Here is a 19,406-nt window from a genome sequence, read left to right as displayed (position 1 = left end):
GTTCCTTCGGTCAAAGCTAACCAAAGAAAAGGCCTTCCTTGCAAGGGCACAAGCCCGCGCGAGCGATGCATACGCGGGGATGCTCCAGACAGGCCATCCATGGCCTGCTTGCGCACGGCCCGCATCCCTGCGGGCCGCCCTACGGGTCTTCTCTTGACCGGCAAAGCGGCAAAGCAAAGCCACAAGCAAAGCGGATCAAATTCTCGGCAACGGCAACGGCAATCTGCAGCCAGGATGCGGCGTCGCAACCACGACGCCGGTTTGGATCAGAACAGCGTCGCGCTCACACCAGCGCCGCGTCCTCGTCGCTTGGGGTGTCGTCCTTGCGCGCGGTGTCTTCGGCCGTCTTGCCGCTGCGCGCCGGCGGTTTGCCGCGCAGGTCGACGGCGTCGGCGATCGCCTCGATCGCTTCGACCACCGGCACGGCGATGGTGCGCTGGTCGTTGGCTTCCTTGGCCAGGCCGTGCGCGAGCGCGGCTTCGGCTTCTTCGGAGGCCTTGCGGAAGCGCTTGGCGTCCGGACACAGCACCTGCATGTAGTCGGCGTCGAAGTTCAGGCGCTCGACCAAAAAGTCGACGAAGGCCCGTACCTTGGGCGATTGCACCTGCCCGCGCGGGAATACCGCGTTGAACTCGTACTCCGGGCCGGTCCAGCCGGCCAGCACGCGCTGCACGTAGCCCTGTTCGGCGAAGGCCTTGACGGTGACGTCGGCGGCCAGCATCAGCGCTTCGCCGCACAGCAGGGCGCCGCGCAGCGGGCCCGGGTCGTTGGCGACCATGACCGGGTCGATCACGTAGTCGACGTTGCGCTCGCCGTCGTTGAGGGTCCACACGTATTCGTTGTTGCGGCGCGACTTCGGCATCGCCAGGGTGCGGTGATGGCGCAGGTCGTCGGGGTGCAGCGGTTCGCCATGGCGGGCCAGGTAGTTCGGGCTGGCGTAGATCTGAGTGCGGAAGATCGCCAGGCGGCGCTTGATCAGGTTGGAGTCGGGCAGGTCGCCGACCCGCAAGGCCACGTCGATGCCCTTGTCGATCAGGTCGACGGTGTCGTTGCTGAGGTTCATCTCCACCCGCACTTCCGGGTGGCGCGCATGGAACTCGCCGAGCAGCGGCGCGATCCAGGTGATGCCGACCGAATACGGCGCGGTGATGCGCAGCCAGCCGCGCGGGCCGCCCTGCAGCTGGCCGACCGCGCTCTCGGCCTCGTCCAGTTCGCGGGCGATGCGCTGGCAGTGCTCGAAGTACAGGTTGCCGGCCTCGGTCAGGCCGAGCTTGCGGGTCGTGCGATGCAGCAGTTGCGCGCCGAGCCGGGTTTCGAGTTCCTGGACCTTGCGGCTGACCGTGGTCTTGGGCAGGCGCAGGACGCGGGCGGCGGCGATGAAACTGCCGCTCTCGACCACCTTGACGAAGATCAGGGTGTCGTTGAGATCGTGAGCCATGGGCAATGGCCTCCGTAGGGGTGTGGATCGAACGGGAGCCTGCCGCGCGCCGCGCCTAGCACCGGCGTCGCGGGGGTTCTCGTCAGTTCAAAAAACTCGATGTGCGTAGCAGGTGCGGTTGCGGGTGACGGCTGTCATGGCGCCTTGCTGACCCCACCCACTGCCGGGGTCGGGCGGCGGCGGCGACAGTAACGGCATCGTCGCGGGTTGCGAGCAAGCTCGATCCCCGTGTCTCCCACGTCCCTGCCGTCATGTCTGGGGCCGGCCGGGAGGCATTCAAGGAGGCAGAGGGGGCATTGGCCCGATGTCGGGACAATTATTCCCTGAATCAGTGGCTAATCAAGTGCCGTCCGTCTCTCTACTCTGTGCCGCAGATCGACACGAAGGCCCCCGCCATGTTGAGCCCCCGACAAGCCCGATTCGCGTTTCTCCCACTAATGCTGGTGGCCATGTCCGCCCTGATCGGGCTGGCCGTGGTCGTGTTCCGCCAAGGCCTGGCGCAAGGCGCCGAAGAGGCCTGGATGCTGGCCTGGGTGCTGGCCTTCATCATCGCGCTGCCCTCGGCGATGCTGCTGATGCCGGCCGTCAGCGCGGTGTTGGCACATTACACCCGGGGTTATTCCGGGAATGACACTCGTCATGGGATCATCCCGATGACGGGAGAGAAAGTCCCGGGAGCGGGACAATGAAAGCCCCTTTGGTTGTACTCGGTGCCACCGGCGGTGTCGGTCGCGGGGTCGTCCAGGCCGCCCTCGACGGCGGCCGGCCGGTCATCGCGGTCGCCCGCCAGGCCAGCGAACTGAAAGTGCTCAAGGCCGCCTACCCCCACGCCGACCTGACCACGATCGCCGGTTCGGTGAGCAACGACCCCGCCGGCGCCAAGCTCGCCCGCGCCCTGCGCAAACTCGGCCGTCCCCTGGCCGGGGTGGTCGCAGCGGTGTGCGGCAGCGCCGAACGCGGCCGTCTGCTCGACAACCCGGCCGAGTTCCTGCGCCGCAAGCTCGACGAGGACCTCCTCCCCCACCTCGCCGCAGCGCGCCACCTGCTGCCCTTGCTGGCCGAACACGATCGCGGCGGCACCTACGTGCTGATCGGCGGTCCCGGCAGCGAGCACCCCTGGGCCGGTTACGGTCACCGTTCGATCGGTGCCGCGGCCCTGCGCATGCTCGCGCGCGTGCTGCACGATGAAGCGCGCCAGCTCGCGGTCCGCGTGCAGTTGCTCGCGGTCGATACGCCGGTGTGCACCGAGTTCAATCAGCGCAACGCCTGCCCGGAATGGCCGAGCGCCCTGTCGGTCGGCCAGCGTGCGCTGGCCCTGATCGACCACGACGCCGACAGCGAACCGCCGCATGCGGTGGTGCCGTACGCCTCGCGCGCGGCACCGCCGCCGCAATTGCCGCCGCGCGCCGCGCGCGTCCCCTCAGCGCCCGCCAGCCGCCTGCCAGCCGGTGCCCCCGCCTATCCCACCACCGTCCGTCCCACCCCTAAATCGGCTTCAACCGATGCGTGTTCGCAAGATCCGGACAGCACCGCCGAGGAAACCGCGCAACGCTGTCTCCAGGACGCGCGCGCACTGTTGAAGTCGTTGACCTCCAAGAATCCCAAACAGGAACCCACCCCCCGATGAGCACCAGCAACTACTTCGCCCGTTCCGGCCGCGCCGGCGTCGGGCTCTCCGTGCTCGCGCTGGCCGCGAGCGTCGTCATTGCCCTGGCCGCGGTCGGTTGCGGCAGCCAGGCCGCCACCCCCGAAGGCGCGCCGCCGCCGCCGGAAGTCAGCGTCGCCCAGGTGTTGAGCAAGCAGGTCCGGCAGTGGGACGAGTTCACCGGCCGCGTCACCGCGGTGGAATCGGTGGAACTGCGCGCCCGCGTCAGCGGTTACGTCGAGCGCGTCGCCTACCAGGAAGGCCAGGAGGTCAAGAAGGGCGATCTGCTGTTCGTGATCGACCAGCGCCGTTACCGCGCCGAGCTCAACCGCGCCCAGGCCGAACTGGAACGCGCGCGCGCCGAAGCGCGCCTGGCCCAGACCCAGGACAAGCGCGCCCAGACCCTGGTCGAGGCCAAGGCGATCTCGCGCGAAGAGTTCGAGACCCGCCGCGCCGCGACCACCCAGGGCAACGCCTCGGTCCGCGCCGCGGAAGCCGCGGTGGCCTCGGCCCAGCTCGACCTGACCTTCACCGAAGTGCGTGCGCCGATCAGCGGCCGTGCCGGTCGCGCCCTGGTCACCGTGGGCAACCTCGCCCAGGCCGACCAGACCCAGCTGACCACCCTGGTCTCGCAGAACCCGATGTACGTCTACTTCGAAAGCGACGAGCAGACCTACCTGCGCTACAACGACCTGGCCCGCAAGGGCGAGCGCGAAGACAACAAGAACCCGGTCCGCATCGGCCTGGCCAACGAGGCCGGCTATCCGCACCAGGGCACGGTCGACTTCACCGACAACCAGGTCGACCCGCGCACCGGCACCATCCGTGCCCGCGCGGTGGTCGACAACTCCGACCGCATCTTCACCCAGGGCTTGTTCGCGCGCGTCCAGCTCGAAGGCACCGGCGACTTCAAGGCCATGCTGGTCGACGACAAGGCCGTGCTTACCGACCAGGACCGCAAGTACGTCTACGTGCTCGGCCCGAAGAACGAGGCCCTGCGCAAGGACGTCGTGCTCGGCCGCATGATCGACGGGCTGCGCGTGGTCGAGTCGGGCCTGGCGCCGACCGACAAGGTCATCGTCCATGGCGTGCAGAAGGTGTTCTTCCCGGGCATGCCGGTGGCGCCGAAAACCATCGCGATGGGCGCTCCGGCACCGGTGCCGGGTGCGCTGGGCGCGGCGGCCGGGGCGTTGTGACCGACCGATGACGGACGCGCCGCGGGATGAATGCCGCGGCGACGCTCGAACAGTAAGAAACCGCGCAACCCTCAGGCCGTCATCCCCGCGAACGCGGGGATCCAGGGCCTTTCGGGCGAGAACGCTAGAAGTCTCCGGATTCCCGCCCGCGCGGGAATGACGAGCAAAAACAAGCGCTCTCATCAGGTTTCCGTAATCAAGGCCCACGTCCCCACGGCGTGGGCCCGCGACTCATGCGGTTCAACGCCGCACCAAGGAATCCGTCATGGACTTTTCCAAATTTTTCATCGATCGGCCGATCTTCGCCGCGGTGCTGTCGATCGTGATCTTCGCCGCCGGCCTGATCGCGATACCGATCCTGCCGATCAGCGAATATCCCGAAGTCATCCCGCCCTCGGTGATGGTGCGCACGGTGTACCCGGGCGCCAACCCGAAGGTCATCGCCGAAACCGTCGCCACGCCGCTCGAAGAAGCGATCAACGGCGTCGAAGACATGATGTACATCAAGTCGGTCGCCGGTTCCGACGGCGTGCTGGCGATCACCGTCACCTTCAAGCCGGGCACCGACCCGGACGACGCGGCGGTACGCGTGCAGAACCGGGTCAGCCAGGCGCTGGCGCGATTGCCCGAGGACGTGCGCCGGCAAGGCGTGACGACCCAGAAGCAGGCGCCGGTGTTCCTGATGGTGGTGCACCTGACCTCGCCGAACGGCAAGTACGACACCTTGTACCTGCGCAACTACGCGCGTCTGCACGTCAAGGATCAGCTCGCCCGCCTGTCCGGCGTCGGCGATGCGCAGATCTTCGGCGGCGGCGACTACGCCATGCGCGTATGGCTCGACCCGGACAAGGTCGCCTCGCGCGGCCTGACCGCCGGCGACGTGCTGCGCGCGATGCGCGAGCAGAACGTACAGGTCTCGGCCGGCCAGCTCGGCGCCGACCCGATGCCCAACAGCGACTTCCTCACCCTGATCAACGCCAAGGGCCGCCTGCAAAGCAAGGAAGAGTTCGGCAACATCGTGGTCAAGAGCGGCACCGACGGCGAAATCGTGCGCCTGTCCGACGTCGCCCGCCTGGAACTGGGCGCCGGCGACTACAGCCTGCGCGCCCAGCTCGACGGCAAGAACGCGGTCGGCATCGGTATCTTCCAGTCGCCGGGCGCGAACGCGCTGCAGATCCAGGAGCAGGTGATCGCCAACATGGATCGCCTGTCCGAGAGCTTCCCGGACGGCATCAAGTACGAGGCGGTGTACGACACCACCATCTTCGTGCGCGACTCGATCAAGGCGGTGGTCACGACCCTGCTGGAAGCGATCCTGCTCGTGGTGCTGGTGGTGATCCTGTTCCTGCAGACCTGGCGCGCCTCGATCATTCCGTTGCTGGCGGTGCCGGTGTCGGTGGTCGGTACCTTCGCCGCGTTGTACCTGCTCGGCTTCTCGATCAACACCCTGAGCCTGTTCGGCCTGGTGCTGGCGATCGGCATCGTCGTCGACGACGCGATCGTGGTGGTGGAAAACGTCGAGCGCAACATCGAGGAAGGCCTGACCCCGCTCGCCGCGGCGCATCAGGCGATGAAGGAAGTGTCCGGCCCGATCGTCGCGATCGCGCTGGTGTTGTGCGCGGTGTTCGTGCCGATGGCGTTCCTGTCGGGCGTGACCGGCCAGTTCTACAAGCAGTTCGCGGTGACCATCGCCATCTCGACGGTGATCTCGGCAATTAACTCATTGACCCTGTCGCCGGCCCTGGCCGCACGCCTGCTGCGGCCGCACAGCGCGCCGAAGGATGCGCCGACGCGCCTGATCGACCGTCTGTTCGGCTGGCTGTTCCGTCCGTTCAACCGCTTCTTCGCGTCGAGTTCGCAGAAGTACCAGGGCGCGATCTCGCGCGCGCTGGGCAAGCGCGGCGCGGTGTTCGTGGTGTATGCGGTGCTGTTGGTCGCGACCGGCCTGATGTTCAAGGTCGTGCCGGCCGGCTTCATTCCGCTGCAGGACAAGCTGTACCTGATCGCCGCGGTGAAGTTGCCGGAAGGCTCGTCGATCGCACGCACCGACGCCCTGCTCAAGAAGGTCACCGACGTCGCCGCCAAGGTCGACGGCGTGCAGAACACCATGGCCTTCCCGGGTTTGAACGCGGTGCAGTTCACCAACACGCCCAACACCGGCGTGGCGTTCCTGCCGCTCAAGCCGTTCAGCGAGCGTAGCCGGACCGCGGTGGAGATCACCGCCGAGCTCAACCAGAAGATCGGCGGCTTCCAGGAAGGCTTCACCTTCGCCCTGATGCCGCCGCCGATCCTCGGCCTCGGCAACGGCGCGGGCTATCAGTTGTTCATCGAGGACCGCAGCAACCTGGGCTACGGCGCCTTGCAGAATGCGGTCAGCGCATTCCAGGGCACGGTCATGCAGACCCCGGGCATGGGCTATGCGAACACCACCTACCAGGCCAACGTGCCGCAGCTCGATGCCGAAGTCGACCGCATCAAGGCCAAGGCCCAGGGCGTGCCGCTGACCGATCTGTTCGACACCTTGCAGACCTACCTGGGCTCGGCCTACGTCAACGACTTCAACCAGTTCGGCCGCACCTGGCAGGTGATCGCCCAGGCCGACGGTTCGTTCCGCGACAACGTCGAGGACATCGCCAACCTGCGTACCCGCAACGACCGCGGCGAGATGGTGCCGATCGGCTCGATGGTGACGGTCAAGCAGACCTTCGGTCCCGACCCGGTGCTGCGCTACAACGGCTACCCGGCCGCCGACATCGCCGGCGACGTCGATCCGCGCGTGATGTCCTCGGCGCAGGCCATGGACGTGGTCAAGGACGTGGCCGCCAAGGTGCTGCCGCACGGCATGGAAATCGAATGGACTGACCTGAGCTATCAGCAGGCCAGCCAGGGCAATGCCGCCTTGATCGTGTTCCCGCTCGCCATCCTGCTCGCGTTCCTGGTGCTGGCGGCGCTGTACGAAAGCTGGACCCTGCCGCTGGCGGTGATCCTGATCGTGCCGATGTGCATGCTGTCGGCCCTGGCCGGCGTGTGGCTCACCGGTGGCGACAACAACGTGTTCGTGCAGGTCGGCCTGGTCGTGCTGATGGGCCTGGCGTGCAAGAACGCGATCCTGATCGTCGAATTCGCCCGCGAACTCGAACTGCAGGGCAAGGGCATCGTGGAAGCCGCCCTGGAAGCCTGCCGCCTGCGTCTGCGTCCGATCGTCATGACCTCGATCGCCTTCATCGCCGGCACCGTGCCGCTGGTGCTGTCGCACGGCGCCGGTGCGGAAATCCGCTCGGTCACCGGCATCACCGTGTTCGCCGGCATGTTGGGCGTGACCCTGTTCGGCCTGTTCCTGACCCCGGTGTTCTACGTCGCCCTGCGCAAGCTGGTCGGCCAGAAGCTGGTCTCGCACGGCGAACACACTCCTGTGGAGAAGATCCATGCGTAAGTTGACCTTTCCCGCCGTGGCCGTGCTGACGCTCGCCCTGGCCGCCTGCGCCGTCGGTCCGGACTATGTCCGGCCGACCCTGGCGACGCCGGACGCGTTCGCCCGCACCGACGCGGCCGCCGCCACCGACGGCAGCGCCGTGGCCGATGCCAACGCCGAGTTCTGGCAGGGCTTCAACGACCCGTTGCTGACGCGACTGGTCGAGGAGTCGCTGTCGGCCAACCACGACCTGCGCATCGCCCTGGCCAACTACGACCGCGCCAACGCCTTGTTGCGCGGCGCCAAGTTCGACCGTTTCCCGACCATCACCGGCAGCGCCAGCGGCAGCGAATCGCGTTCGAGCAGCGACCAGATGCCGGGTGCGTCGAACTCGGCGCGCGACAACGAGAGCTACAGCGTCCAGGCCAATGCGAGCTGGGAACTCGACCTGTTCGGCCGCGTGCGCCGCAACATCGAGTCCGAACGCGCCGAAGCCTGGGCCGGCGCGGCCGACCTGCAGGCGATGCAGGTGTCGATCGTCGGCGAAGTGGCGCGCAGCTACGTCGAGCTGCGCGGCCTGCAGGAACGCCTGCGCGTCGCCCGCGTCAACGCCGACAACCAGAAGGAAACCCTGCGCCTGGTGCAGGCGCGTTTCGACGCCGGACGCGGCACCGAGTTCGATACCTCGCGTGCCCGTGCCCAGCTCGAAGCGACCCTGGCCCGGGTGCCGAACCTGGAAGCGCAGGTCGCGGTTACCCAGCACCGCCTCGCGGTGCTGACCGGACAGACCCCGGACGCCCTGATCGCCACGCTCGACGAGGCCTCGGCCTTGCCGTCGCTGCCGGCCAGGCTGGATGCCGGCACCCCGGGCGAGCTGCTGCGCCGTCGCCCCGACGTCGCCGCGGCCGAGCACCGCCTGCATGCCGCTACGGCACGCATCGGCGTGGCCACCGCCGACCTGTTTCCGCGCTTCACCCTCAGCGGCCTGATCGGTTCGCAGGCGATCGACACCAGCGCCCTGTTCGAACGCGCCAGCGAAACCCGCCTGGTCGCGCTCGGCATCGACTGGTCGTTCCTCGACATCGGCCGCGTGCGCGCGCGCATCAAGGCCGCCGACGCCACCGCCGAGGGCGAGCTCGCCCGCTATCAGCAGAGCGTGTTGCTGGCGCTGGAAGACACCGAGAACGCCCTCGTGCGCTATGCGCGGGCGCGGGTCGAGGACCAGCACCTGGAACGCGCCGCGCTCGACAGCGCCAAGGCCGCCCAGCTCGCGCGCGTGCGCTACGAGGCCGGCGCCGCCGACCTGTTCGAAGTGCTCGACGCCGAACGCACCCAGTTGCAGGCCCAGGATGCGTTCGCCGACGGCCGTACCCGCAGCGTCACCGGCGCGATCGCGCTGTACAAGGCGATGGCCGGCGGTTGGCCCGGCCGCGAGCCGGTGCGCGAGGGCGTGGCCCGGCGTTGATGGTTCCCCTTGACCGACGATAAAACGGGCGCGGCGGGGCTCCCTTCCCCTCTCATTCGCCGTGACCCGTCGTCGGTCTTTTTGTTTCGCTCCAGCCGGTCGTGCGACCGGCTGGAGTTTTCGTATCGGCAGCCGGTGCTTTAGCTCGTCGTCCTTATTGGGGCGGCGACCCGAGATCTCATTAGTGGTCCTGCGCGCATAGGCGGGCACTCTGCTCCCCTCCGTTCGTCATCCCCGCAGGCGGGAGATCCAGCGCTTCATCGCGACATGGCTCTGAAGTCTCTGGGCCCCGGCCAGGGCGCATGGCGCCCCGGCGTTCACGGATGCGCGAGCCAATGGCTCGCAAGCGCATCCGTTCACCCCCGCCTGCGCGGGATGACGGAACGGCGGGACGCGGCACTCAACACCGATTCCGTGCCCATTGCCGCCCCGGTTGCGCATCCCTCGTCCCGACCCTCGGGCGCTCCGCCCCCGGCTCATGCAGCCCCGCGCCGACTCGGGCTAGACTGCGCAGCTTCATGGAGCGGGAGCGGATCCGGGTATGCGCATAGGCCTATGGGCGCTGCTGATCGCGTTGGCCTGCGCCTGTCTGCCGGCCGCCGCGCAGTCGCTGAAAGTCGAGGTGCTGCTGACCGACACCGACCTGCAAGCGCCGCCGGTCGGCGCCCCGGTGATCCGCCTGTTGGTCGCCGAGCGGCCCGAAGAATCGATCCGTTTCAGCCTGCCGCGCCGCAACGAGGGCTATTGGCTGCGCTTGACCAGCCAGCGCGCGATCGGCAAGTACGAAGGCCAGTTGCTGGTCCTGCGCGGTCCGCGCGCGATGGGCCCCTTGCTGTATTACCCGCCCGGCGCCGGTCCGCGCGAAGTCGAGGACGCCGAACACGGCGGCGTGCCGCTGATGCGCCGCGGCTGGGTGCTGGCCCTGCCGAACGGCTGGCCGCCGTCCTCGGTGGCCTATCTGCGCATCAAGGGCCGCGCGGCGATGAGCGAGATCCGCCTGTCGTTCGCGAGCATCCCCGACCTGGCCCGGCAGGAGCGCGGCGATGCCCGCTTCATGGCCGCGGCCTTCACCGCGATGATGCTGATGGCGGTGGCGATGGTCGGCGTGTGGGTGGCGTTCCGCGACTTCGTCTATCTCGGTTACGGCGCCTACCTGGCCTGCATTGCGACCTATCTGCTGTTGCTGTCCGGCGACGCCTCGGAAATGTGGGGGTTGGCCGGGTTGGCCAGCGAGCCGGCGATCGGCTGGGCGTTGGCGACCCTGGCGACGATCTTCCAGCTTGGTTTCAGCCTGCGTTTCCTCGACCTGCCGCGGCTGATGCCGCGCACCGCCTGGGTGCTGCGCGCGATCCAGTGGGCCAACATGTTCTGGCTGCTGGTGCTGGTGATCATGCGCGAGCATTCCTACGGCTGGTGGTACATCGGCGGCAATCTGTTGCTGCTGCTCGGCGTGCCGCTGATGCTGGTGATCGCGGTCGCGGCCTGGCGCAAAGGCGCGCCGTATGCCGGTTATTACCTGCTCGGCTGGACCCCGATGCTGGTGTTCGCCGCCGCGCTCGCCGCCAACGCGCTCGGCCTGCGCGATGCCGAATGGGCCGAACGCGGCCTGGCCCTGACCGCGGTGCTCGAATCGGCCGTGCTCGCCCTGGCCCTGAGCCAGCATGCCGCCAACCGCCATCGCATCTTGTTGCTGGCGCGGCAGTCGGTCGAACGCGACCCGCTGACCGGCGCGCTCAACGCCCAGGTGCTGGAGCAGATGCTCGAAGCTTGGTCTTCGCCGGGCAGCCTGAACGTCAATACCTACGGCCTGCTGCTGGTCGACCTCGACGGGTTCGGCGAGGTCAACGCACGCTACGGCCGCGCGGTCGGCGACGCCTTGCTGCAGCAGGCCTTGTCGCGCATGCGCGGGGTGTTGCGGCCCGACGACACCATCGCGCGCATGGCCGGCGACTGCTTCGGCATCGTCAGCGAATGCGAACGGGTCGAGTGCGAACTGCTCGCACGCCGCCTCGCCGACACCTTCGCCCAGCGTCCGTTCCGCATCGACGGCCACGAGATCACCATGAGCGTGAGCATCGGCCTGGCCATTTCGCAGCGCGGCGAACAAGTCGCCGAACTGTTCGAGCGGGTGCGCCAGGCCTTGCGCAGCGCCACCGTCGCCGGCCGCAACGCGGTCAGCGTCGCTCAGGGACGCGACCTCGCGACCGCCTTGCCGGCCGAGTGATCCTCACGCGGCACTGACGCGGCTGAGCGTCGCGCCACCGCTTTCTGAACATCGGCGCCTGCGCGAGCGATCTTCACCTGCATTGCATCGTCCAGGGCCTAGCGTGGTCGACATGGACGCAGGTGGCGTCCCTGGAACCCGATCCCGGCCATGAAACATCACGACGCAAAGGAGATCGGTCCGGCAGCGGCCGTGGCGATCGATCCTGGCGAATACCGCGAGCACTTCCATCGCGAGTACCGCTTCGCTTCGTACTACAGCGCCGGTCGCGAGTGGCCCGATTACGAGCCCGCCTACCGTTACGGCTACGACACCTATCTGGACTGCGGCGATCGCCGCTTCGAAGAGGTCGAGGACGCACTCGGGCGCGAATGGCATCGGCACCGTGCCAGTTCGCGACTGCATTGGACCGAAGCGCGCGAGGCGGTGCGCGACGGATGGCATCACATCGAGCGCAGCTTGCCCCACGCACTCGACCGGTCGCTGCGCTGACGGCTCGCGCGATGACCACCGCTCCCTAGGCGCTCTCCCCGGGGAGTCTACTGGTCGCCCCACCGGGCGGCCTTTTTTTTGCCGGCCGTGGCGGTTCGCGACGGGTTGCGGGAGTAACGGCCCGCTGCGGCCCGGCGGGGCGTGGCAGCCATCGCAACCCGGCGTTCCGCCCGCGCACTCGGCGTGCGCGGCGCGGTGGAGTAGGATGCCTCTCCCACATGCACGAAGCCGGACCATGGCCGACAACGACAGCAAGCCGTCCCGCGAACAGGCCGAAGCCGCCGTTCGCACCCTGCTGAGCTGGGCCGGCGAAGATCCCGCCCGCGAAGGTCTGCTCGATACGCCCAAGCGCGTGGTCGAGGCCTACGGCGACTGGTTCAGCGGCTACGGCGACGATCCGCGCGAGTACCTGGCGCGCACCTTCGAGGAGGTGGCCGGTTACGACGAGATGATCGTGCTGCGCGACATCGAGTTCGAAAGCCATTGCGAGCACCACATGGCGCCGATCATCGGCAAGGCCCATGTCGGCTACCTGCCCAGCGGCAAGGTCGTCGGCATCAGCAAGCTCGCCCGCGTCGTGGAGACCTATGCGCGCCGCTTCCAGGTCCAGGAAAAGATGACCGCGCAGATCGCCCAGTCGATCCAGGACGTGCTGCAGCCGCTCGGCGTCGGCGTGGTCATCGAAGGCGCCCACGAATGCATGACCACCCGCGGCGTGCACAAGCGCGGCGTCAGCATGATCACCTCGAAGATGCTCGGTATGTTCCGCGACGACGCCCGCACCCGCGCCGAGTTCCTGCGCTTCATCGACGTCGGTCCGGGGCGCTGAGTTCCTGAGGCAGGGGCTATGCCCCGTGCCCGTGCCCTCATCCGGCCTTCGGCCACCTTCTCCCGCTTGCGGGAGAAGGGAAAGCCACGCTACTCCCGCGAAGCGGGAGAAGGAAAAGGCACGTTACTCCCGTGCACGGGAGTAGGGAACGGCAAGCGTTGCGGTTGCCACCCATCGCAGCTCGTCACCCGCTTGGAGCCCCTCTCCCGTTGACGGGAGAGGGGTTGGGGTGAGGGCACGACAGCCCGCTTAACCGACTTGGGCGAGCTGCTCGTCCCGCGCGACCGGCACCTGCGCGCTCAGCAGCGACACGATCCCCGCCGCCGCCTCGCGGCCTTCGAATGCCGCGGTCACCACCAGGTCGGCGCCGCGCACCGCGTCGCCGCCGGCGAACACCTTCGGATTCGTCGTCTGATAAGGCAACCCGGCCGCAGTCTTGCGCCGCGTCGCGCAGCTTTCGCTGGTCGCCAGCACCTTGATGCGGCCGTTGTCGGTCAACTCGATGCCCTGCTGCGCCAGCCACGCCGGCGGGTCGGGCTGGAAGCCGAAGGCGATGATGACCACATCGGCCTCGAGCACCGACTCGCTGCCTTCGACCACTTCGGCGCGTTGGCGGCCGCGCGCATCCGGCGCGCCCAGGCGGGTTTCGGCCACCCGCACCGCATTGACGGTGGTGCCGTCGCCGAGCAGCTCCAGCGGCTGGCGATTGAACAGGAACTCGACGCCTTCTTCGCGGGCGTTGCCGACTTCACGCGCCGAACCGGGCATGTTGGCTTCGTCGCGCCGGTACGCGCAGCGCACCTGCGCCGCGCCCATGCGCACCGCGCTGCGCACGCAGTCCATGCCGGTGTCGCCGCCGCCGAGCACGACCACGCGTTTGCCGTGCAGGTCGGGCAGCTCGAGCTGGTCTTCCCAGCCGGCGATCGGTTGCGAACGCACGCTCTCGCCTTCGCTGTGCACGACGCGGCCGTTCTGGACCAGGAACGGCAGCGCCGGCAGCACGTTGCGCAGGTCCTGGCCGGGCAGGCCGCCGTCGGTGTAGCGGTACGAGCCCAGGCCCAGGAACACTGCGTCGAACTGGGTGATCAGATCGTCCAGGCTGAGGTCGCGGCCGATCTCGACGCCGAGCTTGAACTGCACGCCCATGCCTTCGAGCACTTCGCGGCGCTGGCGCATCACCGACTTTTCGAGCTTGAAGCTCGGGATGCCGAAGTGCAGCAGCCCGCCGATGTCTTCGTAGCGGTCGAACACCACCGCCTGGATGCCGGCGCGGGCCAGGCGGTCGGCGCAGGACAGCCCGGCCGGGCCGGCGCCGACGATGGCGACGCGCTGGCCGTTGGGCTTGACCGCCGACAGGTCCGGGCGCCAGCCGCTGGCGAGCGCGCTGTCGACGATGTATTTCTCGACCGCGCCGATGGTCACCGCGCCGAAGCCGTCGTTGAGCGTGCAGCTGCCTTCGCACAACCGATCCTGCGGACAGACGCGGCCGCAGATCTCCGGCAGCGGGTTGGTCTCGTGGCACAGCGCCGCGGCTTCGTGGATGCGGCCTTCGCGCGCGAGTTCGAGCCAGTTCGGAATGTAGTTGTGCAGCGGGCAGGCCCAACCGCAGTAGGGATTGCCGCAGTCGAGGCAGCGGCTGGCCTGCTTCTTGGCTTCGGCTTCGGCGAAGCGGCCGTACAGCTCGCCCCAGTCGCCGTCCAGGCGCAGTTGCAGGGGAATGCGCGTGGGCATCTCGCGCGGCGCATCGCGGAATTGGAAGACGGACTTCTTGCTCATGAGTGGCGGCCCCGTTGGCTGCGTTGTCGTGGCGTCGTGGCTGGGGCTGCAAAAGAAAGATCAAAAGCAAATCCCCCCCGGCCCCCCTTTTTCAAAGGGGGGAGGAGTACCGGTTTGTCGCGGTGATCGTGGGCAGTGAAGCGAATCCTTCGCGAGTCCCTCGATTCCCACAGTCCGTGCGATTCACGCGGTGCATGAGCGTAGTAGGCATTGCCGGGTCGCTGCGCATCGCGCGAACCAACCCAGGGTGCCAAATCCGCCTTTGCTGTTCCCCCCTTGGCAAAAGGGGGGCAGGGGGGATTTGCTCTTGCCGTTGCCGTCGCTCGAAGCGCCATCACGCGGCACTCCTCAGAGTCTCGGCCAGCGACTCCAGGCTCGCCGCCTTCGGCTTGACCAGCCAGAACTTGCCCATGTAATCGCGCATCTCGTCGAGGATGCGCCGCGCCCAGGCGCTGCCGGTCAGGGCGACGTGGGTTTCGAGCAGGTCGTGCAGGTGCGAGCGGTGATGCTCGAAGCCGTCGGCGGAAATGCGCAGGATGTCGATCAGCTCGTGGTTGTAGCGGTCGACGAAGTCGCGCTCGGTGTCGAGCACGTAGGCCATGCCGCCGGTGAAGCCGGCGCCGAAGTTGAGGCCGGTGCGGCCGAGCACCGCGACCACGCCGCCGGTCATGTACTCGCAGCAATGGTCGCCGGCGCCTTCGACGACCGCGGTCGCGCCGGAGTTGCGCACGCCGAAGCGTTCGCCGGCGCGGCCCGCGGCATACAGCTCGCCGCCGGTGGCGCCGTACAGACAGGTGTTGCCGAGGATCGGCGTCTCGTGGGCGACGTAGCGCGCGCCGGTCGGCGGGCGCAGGACGATGCGGCCGCCGGCCATGCCTTTGCCGACGTAGTCGTTGGCTTCGCCGGACAGTTCGAACTGCAGGCCGCCGGCCTGGAACGCGCCGAAGCTCTGCCCGGCGGTGCCGCTGAATCGCAGGGTCAGCGGCGCATCGCTCATGCCGCGGTCGCCGTGCAGGCGGGCGATGCGTCCGGACAAGCGCGCGCCGATGCTGCGGTCGGTGTTGCGGATCTTGTAGCTGTATTCGCCGCCGGACTTGTGGGCGATGGCCTCGGCCAGCTCGCTTTCGAGTTGCGCCGACAGGCCGTCGGGCGCTTCCGGCGGTGCCGGCACGCCGCAATGGCCGCCGTGGGCGAGGCCGGAACCGGCGAGCAGGGGCGCCAGGTCCAGGCGTTGCTGGCGTGCGCTTTCGCCCTGGCTCTGCCGTAGCAGATCGGTGCGGCCGACGATTTCGCCGAGCGTGCGCACGCCGAGCGAGGCCAGCCAGTGCCGCACTTCCTCGGCGAGCAGGCGGAAGAAGTTCTCGACGCGCTCGGGCAGGCCGGTGAAATGGTCGCGGCGCAGGCCCGCGTCCTGGGTCGCCACGCCGGTCGCGCAGTTGTTGAGGTGACAGATGCGCAGGTACTTGCAGCCCAGGGCGATCATCGGCGCGGTGCCGAAGCCGAAGCTTTCGGCGCCGAGCAGCGCGGCCTTGATCACGTCGAGGCCGCTCTTCAGGCCGCCGTCGGTCTGCAGGATCACCCGGTCGCGCAGGTCGTTGGCGACCAACGCCTGACGCGCTTCGGCCAGCCCCAGTTCCCACGGCGTGCCGGCGTAGCGGATCGACGACAGCGGGCTGGCGCCGGTGCCGCCGTCGTGGCCGGACACGGTGACCAGATCGGCGCCGGCCTTGACCACGCCGGTGGCGATGGTGCCGACGCCGGCGTGCGAGACCAGCTTGACCGAGATCAGCGCCAGCGGATTGACCTGGCGCAAATCATGGATCAGCTGCGCCAGGTCTTCGATCGAATAAATGTCGTGATGCGGCGGCGGCGAGATCAGGCCGATGCCGGGCATCGCATAACGCAAGCGCGCGATCAGTTCGTTGACCTTGTGGCCCGGTAGTTGGCCGCCTTCGCCGGGCTTGGCGCCCTGGGCGACCTTGATCTGCAGCACTTCGGCGTTGACCAGGTATTCCGGGGTCACGCCGAACCGGCCCGAGGCGATCTGCTTGATCTTGGAGACCTTGTCGGTGCCGTAGCGCGCCGGGTCTTCGCCGCCTTCGCCCGAATTCGAGCGCCCGCCGAGGCGGTTCATCGCGATCGCCAGCGCTTCGTGCGCTTCCGGCGACAGCGCGCCCAGGCTCATCGCCGCCGAATCGAAACGGCGCACGATGGCTTCGACCGGTTCGACCTGGTCGAGCGGGATCGCGGTGGCGAGGTCGGTGTTGAGTTCGAGCAGATCGCGCAATGCCGCGGTCGGGCGTTCGTTGACCGCTTCGGCGTAGTGCTGCCAATCGGCCCAGTCGCCGCTGCCGACCGCGCGCTGCAGGCGGGTGACCACGTCGGGGTTGAACAGGTGATATTCGCCGCCCGGCGTGTACTTCAGCAGGCCGCCGATCTCGGGCAGGCGATTGGCGTCCCAGCCGAGGTCGGCCAGGGTCTGGTTGTCTTCCTGCAACAGCTCGAAGCCGGCGCCGCTGATGCGCGAGGGCGTGCCGGCGAAACACAGCTCGACCACGTCGCGGTCCAGGCCGATGATCTCGAACAGTTGCGCGCCGCGGTAGCTGCCGATGGTCGCGATGCCCATCTTCGAGATGATCTTGAGCAGGCCCTTCTTGATCGCGCGGCGGTAGCTGCGGCCGATCTGCGCGACCTCGCCGTGCTTGGTGCGCAGGATGCCGCGCGCGCCCAGGTCGTGCAGGGTCTGGTAGGCCAGGTAGGGATAGACCGCGGTCGCGCCGAAGCCGATCAGGCAGGCGAAGTGATGCGGGTCGCGCGCGGTGCCGGTCTCGATGATCAGGTTGGCTTCGCAGCGCAGGCCGACCCGCACCAGGTGCTGGTGGATCGCGCCGGTCGCGAGCAGCGCGTGCATCATCAGGCACTCGCGGCGCGGGCGGCGGTCGCTGATGATCAGCAGCACGATGCCGTCGCGGGTGGCTTCCTCGGCCTCCAGGCACAGGCGCTGGATCGCCGCCTTCAGGCCTTCTTCGGCGTTGTAGTTCAGGTCGATGTAGCGATGCGACTGGTCGTACGGCGCCATCGACAGCAACTGGCGCAGCTTGCGTTGCGCGAGCACCGGCGAGTTCAGGTGGATGTGGCCGACATTGCCCGGACCATCGACGAAGACGTTGCCCTCGCGCCCGATCTGGGTCGCCAGCGACATCACGCAGTCCTCGCGCAACGGGTCCATCGGCGGGTTGGTGACCTGGGCGAAGGCCTGGCGGAAGTGGTCGTAAAGCGAGCGCACCTGTTGCGAGAGCACCGCCATCGGCACGTCGTCGCCCATCGAGCCGGTCGCTTCCTGCTCGATCTCGGCGAGCGGGCGCAGCACTTGCTCGCGTTCTTCGCGGGTCAGCTGGAACAGCTTCTGGAAGCCGGCCAGGGTGTCGTGGTCGAAGGGTTCGGCGGTGAGGTTGGGATCGATCAATTCGCTGTGCAGGTAGGTCATGCCCTGCTTGAGCCAGCGCTTGTACGGCGCGCGCGCGCGGTTGATGCGGTCGATCGCCTCGGAGTCGAGCAGCTCGCCCTGGTAGAGGTCGGCGGCGATCATCTCGCCGGGGCCGAGCTTGCCCTTGGCCTCGATCTCTTCGACCGGCAGTTCCCACACGCCGGCTTCGGAGGCGATCAGGAAATGGCGGTCGCGCGAACGCAGCCAGCGCGCCGGGCGCAGGCCGTTGCGGTCGAGGGTGCAGGCGGCGTAGCGGCCGTCGCAGGTGACGATGCCGGCCGGGCCGTCCCACGGCTCGGTGTTGAGCGCGTAGTACTCGTAGAACGCGGCGAGGTCGGCGTCCTTGTATTCCAGCGACTGGGTCGCCGGCGGGATCAGGATGCGCATCGCCTTGAGCAGGTCCATGCCGCCGGCCTGCAGCACCTCGAGCATGTTGTCGAGGCTTTGCGAGTCGGAGCCGTCGGTGCCGACCACTTGATCGAACTCGCGCAGGTCCAGCACCGGGGTGCGCCAGGCATGCGCGCGCGCCTGCGCCCAGGCGCGGTTGCCGGCGATGGTGTTGATCTCGCCGTTATGGGCGAGCAAGCGGAACGGCTGCGCCAGCGGCCAGCGCGGGGTGGTGTTGGTGGAGAAGCGCTGGTGGAACACCACCGCGCTCGCGGCGAGCTCCGGGCGTTGCAGGTCCGGGTACAGCTGCATCAGCCGGTCCGGCAGCACCATGCCCTTGTAGCCGATGCTGGCCGAGGACAGGCTGACCACATAGAAGTCCTGGAAGGCTTCGGCGTCGCTCTGGCGCAGGCGTTGTTCGGCGCGGCGGCGCGCCAGGAACAACGAACGCTGGAACCCGGCCGGGTCGAACGGCGCGGCGGCGTCGACGAAGATCTGCTCGATGCGCGGCATGGTCTGGCGAGCGAGTTCGCCGCAGGCCTGCAGATCCACCGGCACCACGCGCCAACCGGTCACGCGCATGCCTTCGCTGCGCAGGGTGTCGTTGAGTACGTCGCGGGCCTGGGCGGCCAGCGCGGTATCGCGCGGCAGGAACACCAGGCCGGAAGCGAAATGCGGGCCCGGGCGGATGTTGGCCTCGCGAGCGATCAGGCGCAGGAAGGCGTCGGGATGGCGGATCAGCAAGCCGCAACCGTCGCCGCTGAGCCCGTCGGCGGCGACGCCGCCGCGGTGGGTCATGCGCGAGAGCGCCTCGAGGGCGCGGTCGACCAGGGCGCGGCTAGGGCGATCGTCGAGTTGCGCGATCAGTCCGAAACCGCAGCTGTCCCGCTCGTCGCGGGGGTCGTACAGACTTTGTTGCCTGGCTTGCATCGCATCTCCGGACCGGTGGGGTGTTCCGTGGATCGCTAGCTCGCTATCGCTTTACGTTGTGGTCTGACCGGGTCCTTGCATCGCGTTGCTGAAAGCTGGTCCCTGGAGGCGGTTCCCCAACGCGA

General features: G+C 68.4%; 11 protein-coding genes. 8 read left to right on the top strand and 3 right to left on the bottom strand.

Annotated features, from left to right (window positions below; genetic code table 11):
- Positions 1–283 precede the first annotated feature (283 nt).
- Entirely contained in the window at positions 284–1,438 is a 1,155-nt protein-coding gene (locus ACTOWK_RS21325) for a LysR substrate-binding domain-containing protein (RefSeq protein ID WP_441332096.1), read from the bottom strand.
- A 251-nt stretch (positions 1,439–1,689) separates the two neighbouring features.
- Here ACTOWK_RS21325 and ACTOWK_RS21320 point away from each other — a divergent pair, with 251 nt between their 5' ends.
- The 8 genes from ACTOWK_RS21320 (at position 1,690) to folE (ending at position 12,701) form a co-directional block, all read left to right on the top strand.
- Complete coding sequence (locus ACTOWK_RS21320; RefSeq protein WP_441332095.1) at positions 1,690–2,127, top strand: DUF2798 domain-containing protein; 438 nt, start codon at positions 1,690–1,692, stop codon at positions 2,125–2,127.
- Entirely contained in the window at positions 2,124–3,065 is a 942-nt protein-coding gene (locus ACTOWK_RS21315; RefSeq protein ID WP_441332094.1) for an SDR family NAD(P)-dependent oxidoreductase, read from the top strand. Before ACTOWK_RS21320 ends, ACTOWK_RS21315 begins: the two co-directional genes overlap by 4 nt.
- Complete coding sequence (locus tag ACTOWK_RS21310) at positions 3,062–4,279, top strand: efflux RND transporter periplasmic adaptor subunit (RefSeq protein ID WP_441332093.1); 1,218 nt, start codon at positions 3,062–3,064, stop codon at positions 4,277–4,279. Before ACTOWK_RS21315 ends, ACTOWK_RS21310 begins: the two co-directional genes overlap by 4 nt.
- A gap of 265 nt (positions 4,280–4,544) precedes the next feature.
- A complete protein-coding gene (locus ACTOWK_RS21305) occupies positions 4,545–7,712 on the top strand; it encodes an efflux RND transporter permease subunit (protein WP_441332092.1) in 3,168 nt (1,055 codons plus the stop codon).
- Positions 7,705–9,156 carry an efflux transporter outer membrane subunit gene (locus tag ACTOWK_RS21300; protein WP_441332091.1) on the top strand — a complete coding sequence of 484 codons (1,452 nt, stop codon included), beginning with the start codon at positions 7,705–7,707 and terminating at the stop codon, positions 9,154–9,156. Before ACTOWK_RS21305 ends, ACTOWK_RS21300 begins: the two co-directional genes overlap by 8 nt.
- Positions 9,157–9,697: 541 nt before the next feature.
- Positions 9,698–11,380: a GGDEF domain-containing protein gene (locus ACTOWK_RS21295; protein ID WP_441332090.1), complete on the top strand. Its 1,683-nt coding sequence runs from the start codon at positions 9,698–9,700 to the stop codon at positions 11,378–11,380.
- 150 nt (positions 11,381–11,530) lie between these two features.
- Positions 11,531–11,872: a hypothetical protein gene (locus ACTOWK_RS21290; protein WP_441332089.1), complete on the top strand. Its 342-nt coding sequence runs from the start codon at positions 11,531–11,533 to the stop codon at positions 11,870–11,872.
- A 235-nt stretch (positions 11,873–12,107) separates the two neighbouring features.
- Positions 12,108–12,701, top strand: a complete 594-nt coding sequence (gene folE, locus ACTOWK_RS21285) for a GTP cyclohydrolase I FolE (protein ID WP_031371805.1) — start codon at positions 12,108–12,110, stop codon at positions 12,699–12,701.
- A 249-nt stretch (positions 12,702–12,950) separates the two neighbouring features.
- Here folE and ACTOWK_RS21280 read toward each other — a convergent pair whose 3' ends face one another.
- Complete coding sequence (locus ACTOWK_RS21280) at positions 12,951–14,477, bottom strand: FAD-dependent oxidoreductase (RefSeq protein ID WP_441332088.1); 1,527 nt, start codon at positions 14,475–14,477, stop codon at positions 12,951–12,953.
- Positions 14,478–14,811: 334 nt separating this feature from the next.
- The gene (gene gltB, locus ACTOWK_RS21275) at positions 14,812–19,281 is read right to left on the bottom strand and encodes a glutamate synthase large subunit (RefSeq protein WP_441332087.1); all 4,470 of its coding nucleotides are present in this window, start codon (positions 19,279–19,281) and stop codon (positions 14,812–14,814) included.
- Between the last annotated feature and the right edge of the window lie 125 nt (positions 19,282–19,406).

This window comes from Lysobacter sp. CA196, from assembly GCF_052078695.1.
In the GTDB taxonomy this organism is placed as follows: Bacteria; Pseudomonadota; Gammaproteobacteria; order Xanthomonadales; family Xanthomonadaceae; genus Lysobacter.
The sequence above is the reverse complement of the archived record's forward strand: the minus strand, read 5'-3'. Positions and strand labels throughout refer to the sequence as shown.

Bases quoted from the DNA above. Each gene is read 5' to 3' on its own strand.
- ACTOWK_RS21325 (WP_441332096.1), bottom strand. From the start codon at position 1,438: ATGGCTCACGATCTCAACGACACCCTGATCTTCGTCAAGGTGGTCGAG.
- ACTOWK_RS21320 (WP_441332095.1), top strand. From the start codon at position 1,690: ATGTCTGGGGCCGGCCGGGAGGCATTCAAGGAGGCAGAGGGGGCATTG.
- ACTOWK_RS21315 (WP_441332094.1), top strand. From the start codon at position 2,124: ATGAAAGCCCCTTTGGTTGTACTCGGTGCCACCGGCGGTGTCGGTCGC.
- ACTOWK_RS21310 (WP_441332093.1), top strand. From the start codon at position 3,062: ATGAGCACCAGCAACTACTTCGCCCGTTCCGGCCGCGCCGGCGTCGGG.
- ACTOWK_RS21305 (WP_441332092.1), top strand. From the start codon at position 4,545: ATGGACTTTTCCAAATTTTTCATCGATCGGCCGATCTTCGCCGCGGTG.
- ACTOWK_RS21300 (WP_441332091.1), top strand. From the start codon at position 7,705: ATGCGTAAGTTGACCTTTCCCGCCGTGGCCGTGCTGACGCTCGCCCTG.
- ACTOWK_RS21295 (WP_441332090.1), top strand. From the start codon at position 9,698: ATGCGCATAGGCCTATGGGCGCTGCTGATCGCGTTGGCCTGCGCCTGT.
- ACTOWK_RS21290 (WP_441332089.1), top strand. From the start codon at position 11,531: ATGAAACATCACGACGCAAAGGAGATCGGTCCGGCAGCGGCCGTGGCG.
- folE (WP_031371805.1), top strand. From the start codon at position 12,108: ATGGCCGACAACGACAGCAAGCCGTCCCGCGAACAGGCCGAAGCCGCC.
- ACTOWK_RS21280 (WP_441332088.1), bottom strand. From the start codon at position 14,477: ATGAGCAAGAAGTCCGTCTTCCAATTCCGCGATGCGCCGCGCGAGATG.
- gltB (WP_441332087.1), bottom strand. From the start codon at position 19,281: ATGCAAGCCAGGCAACAAAGTCTGTACGACCCCCGCGACGAGCGGGAC.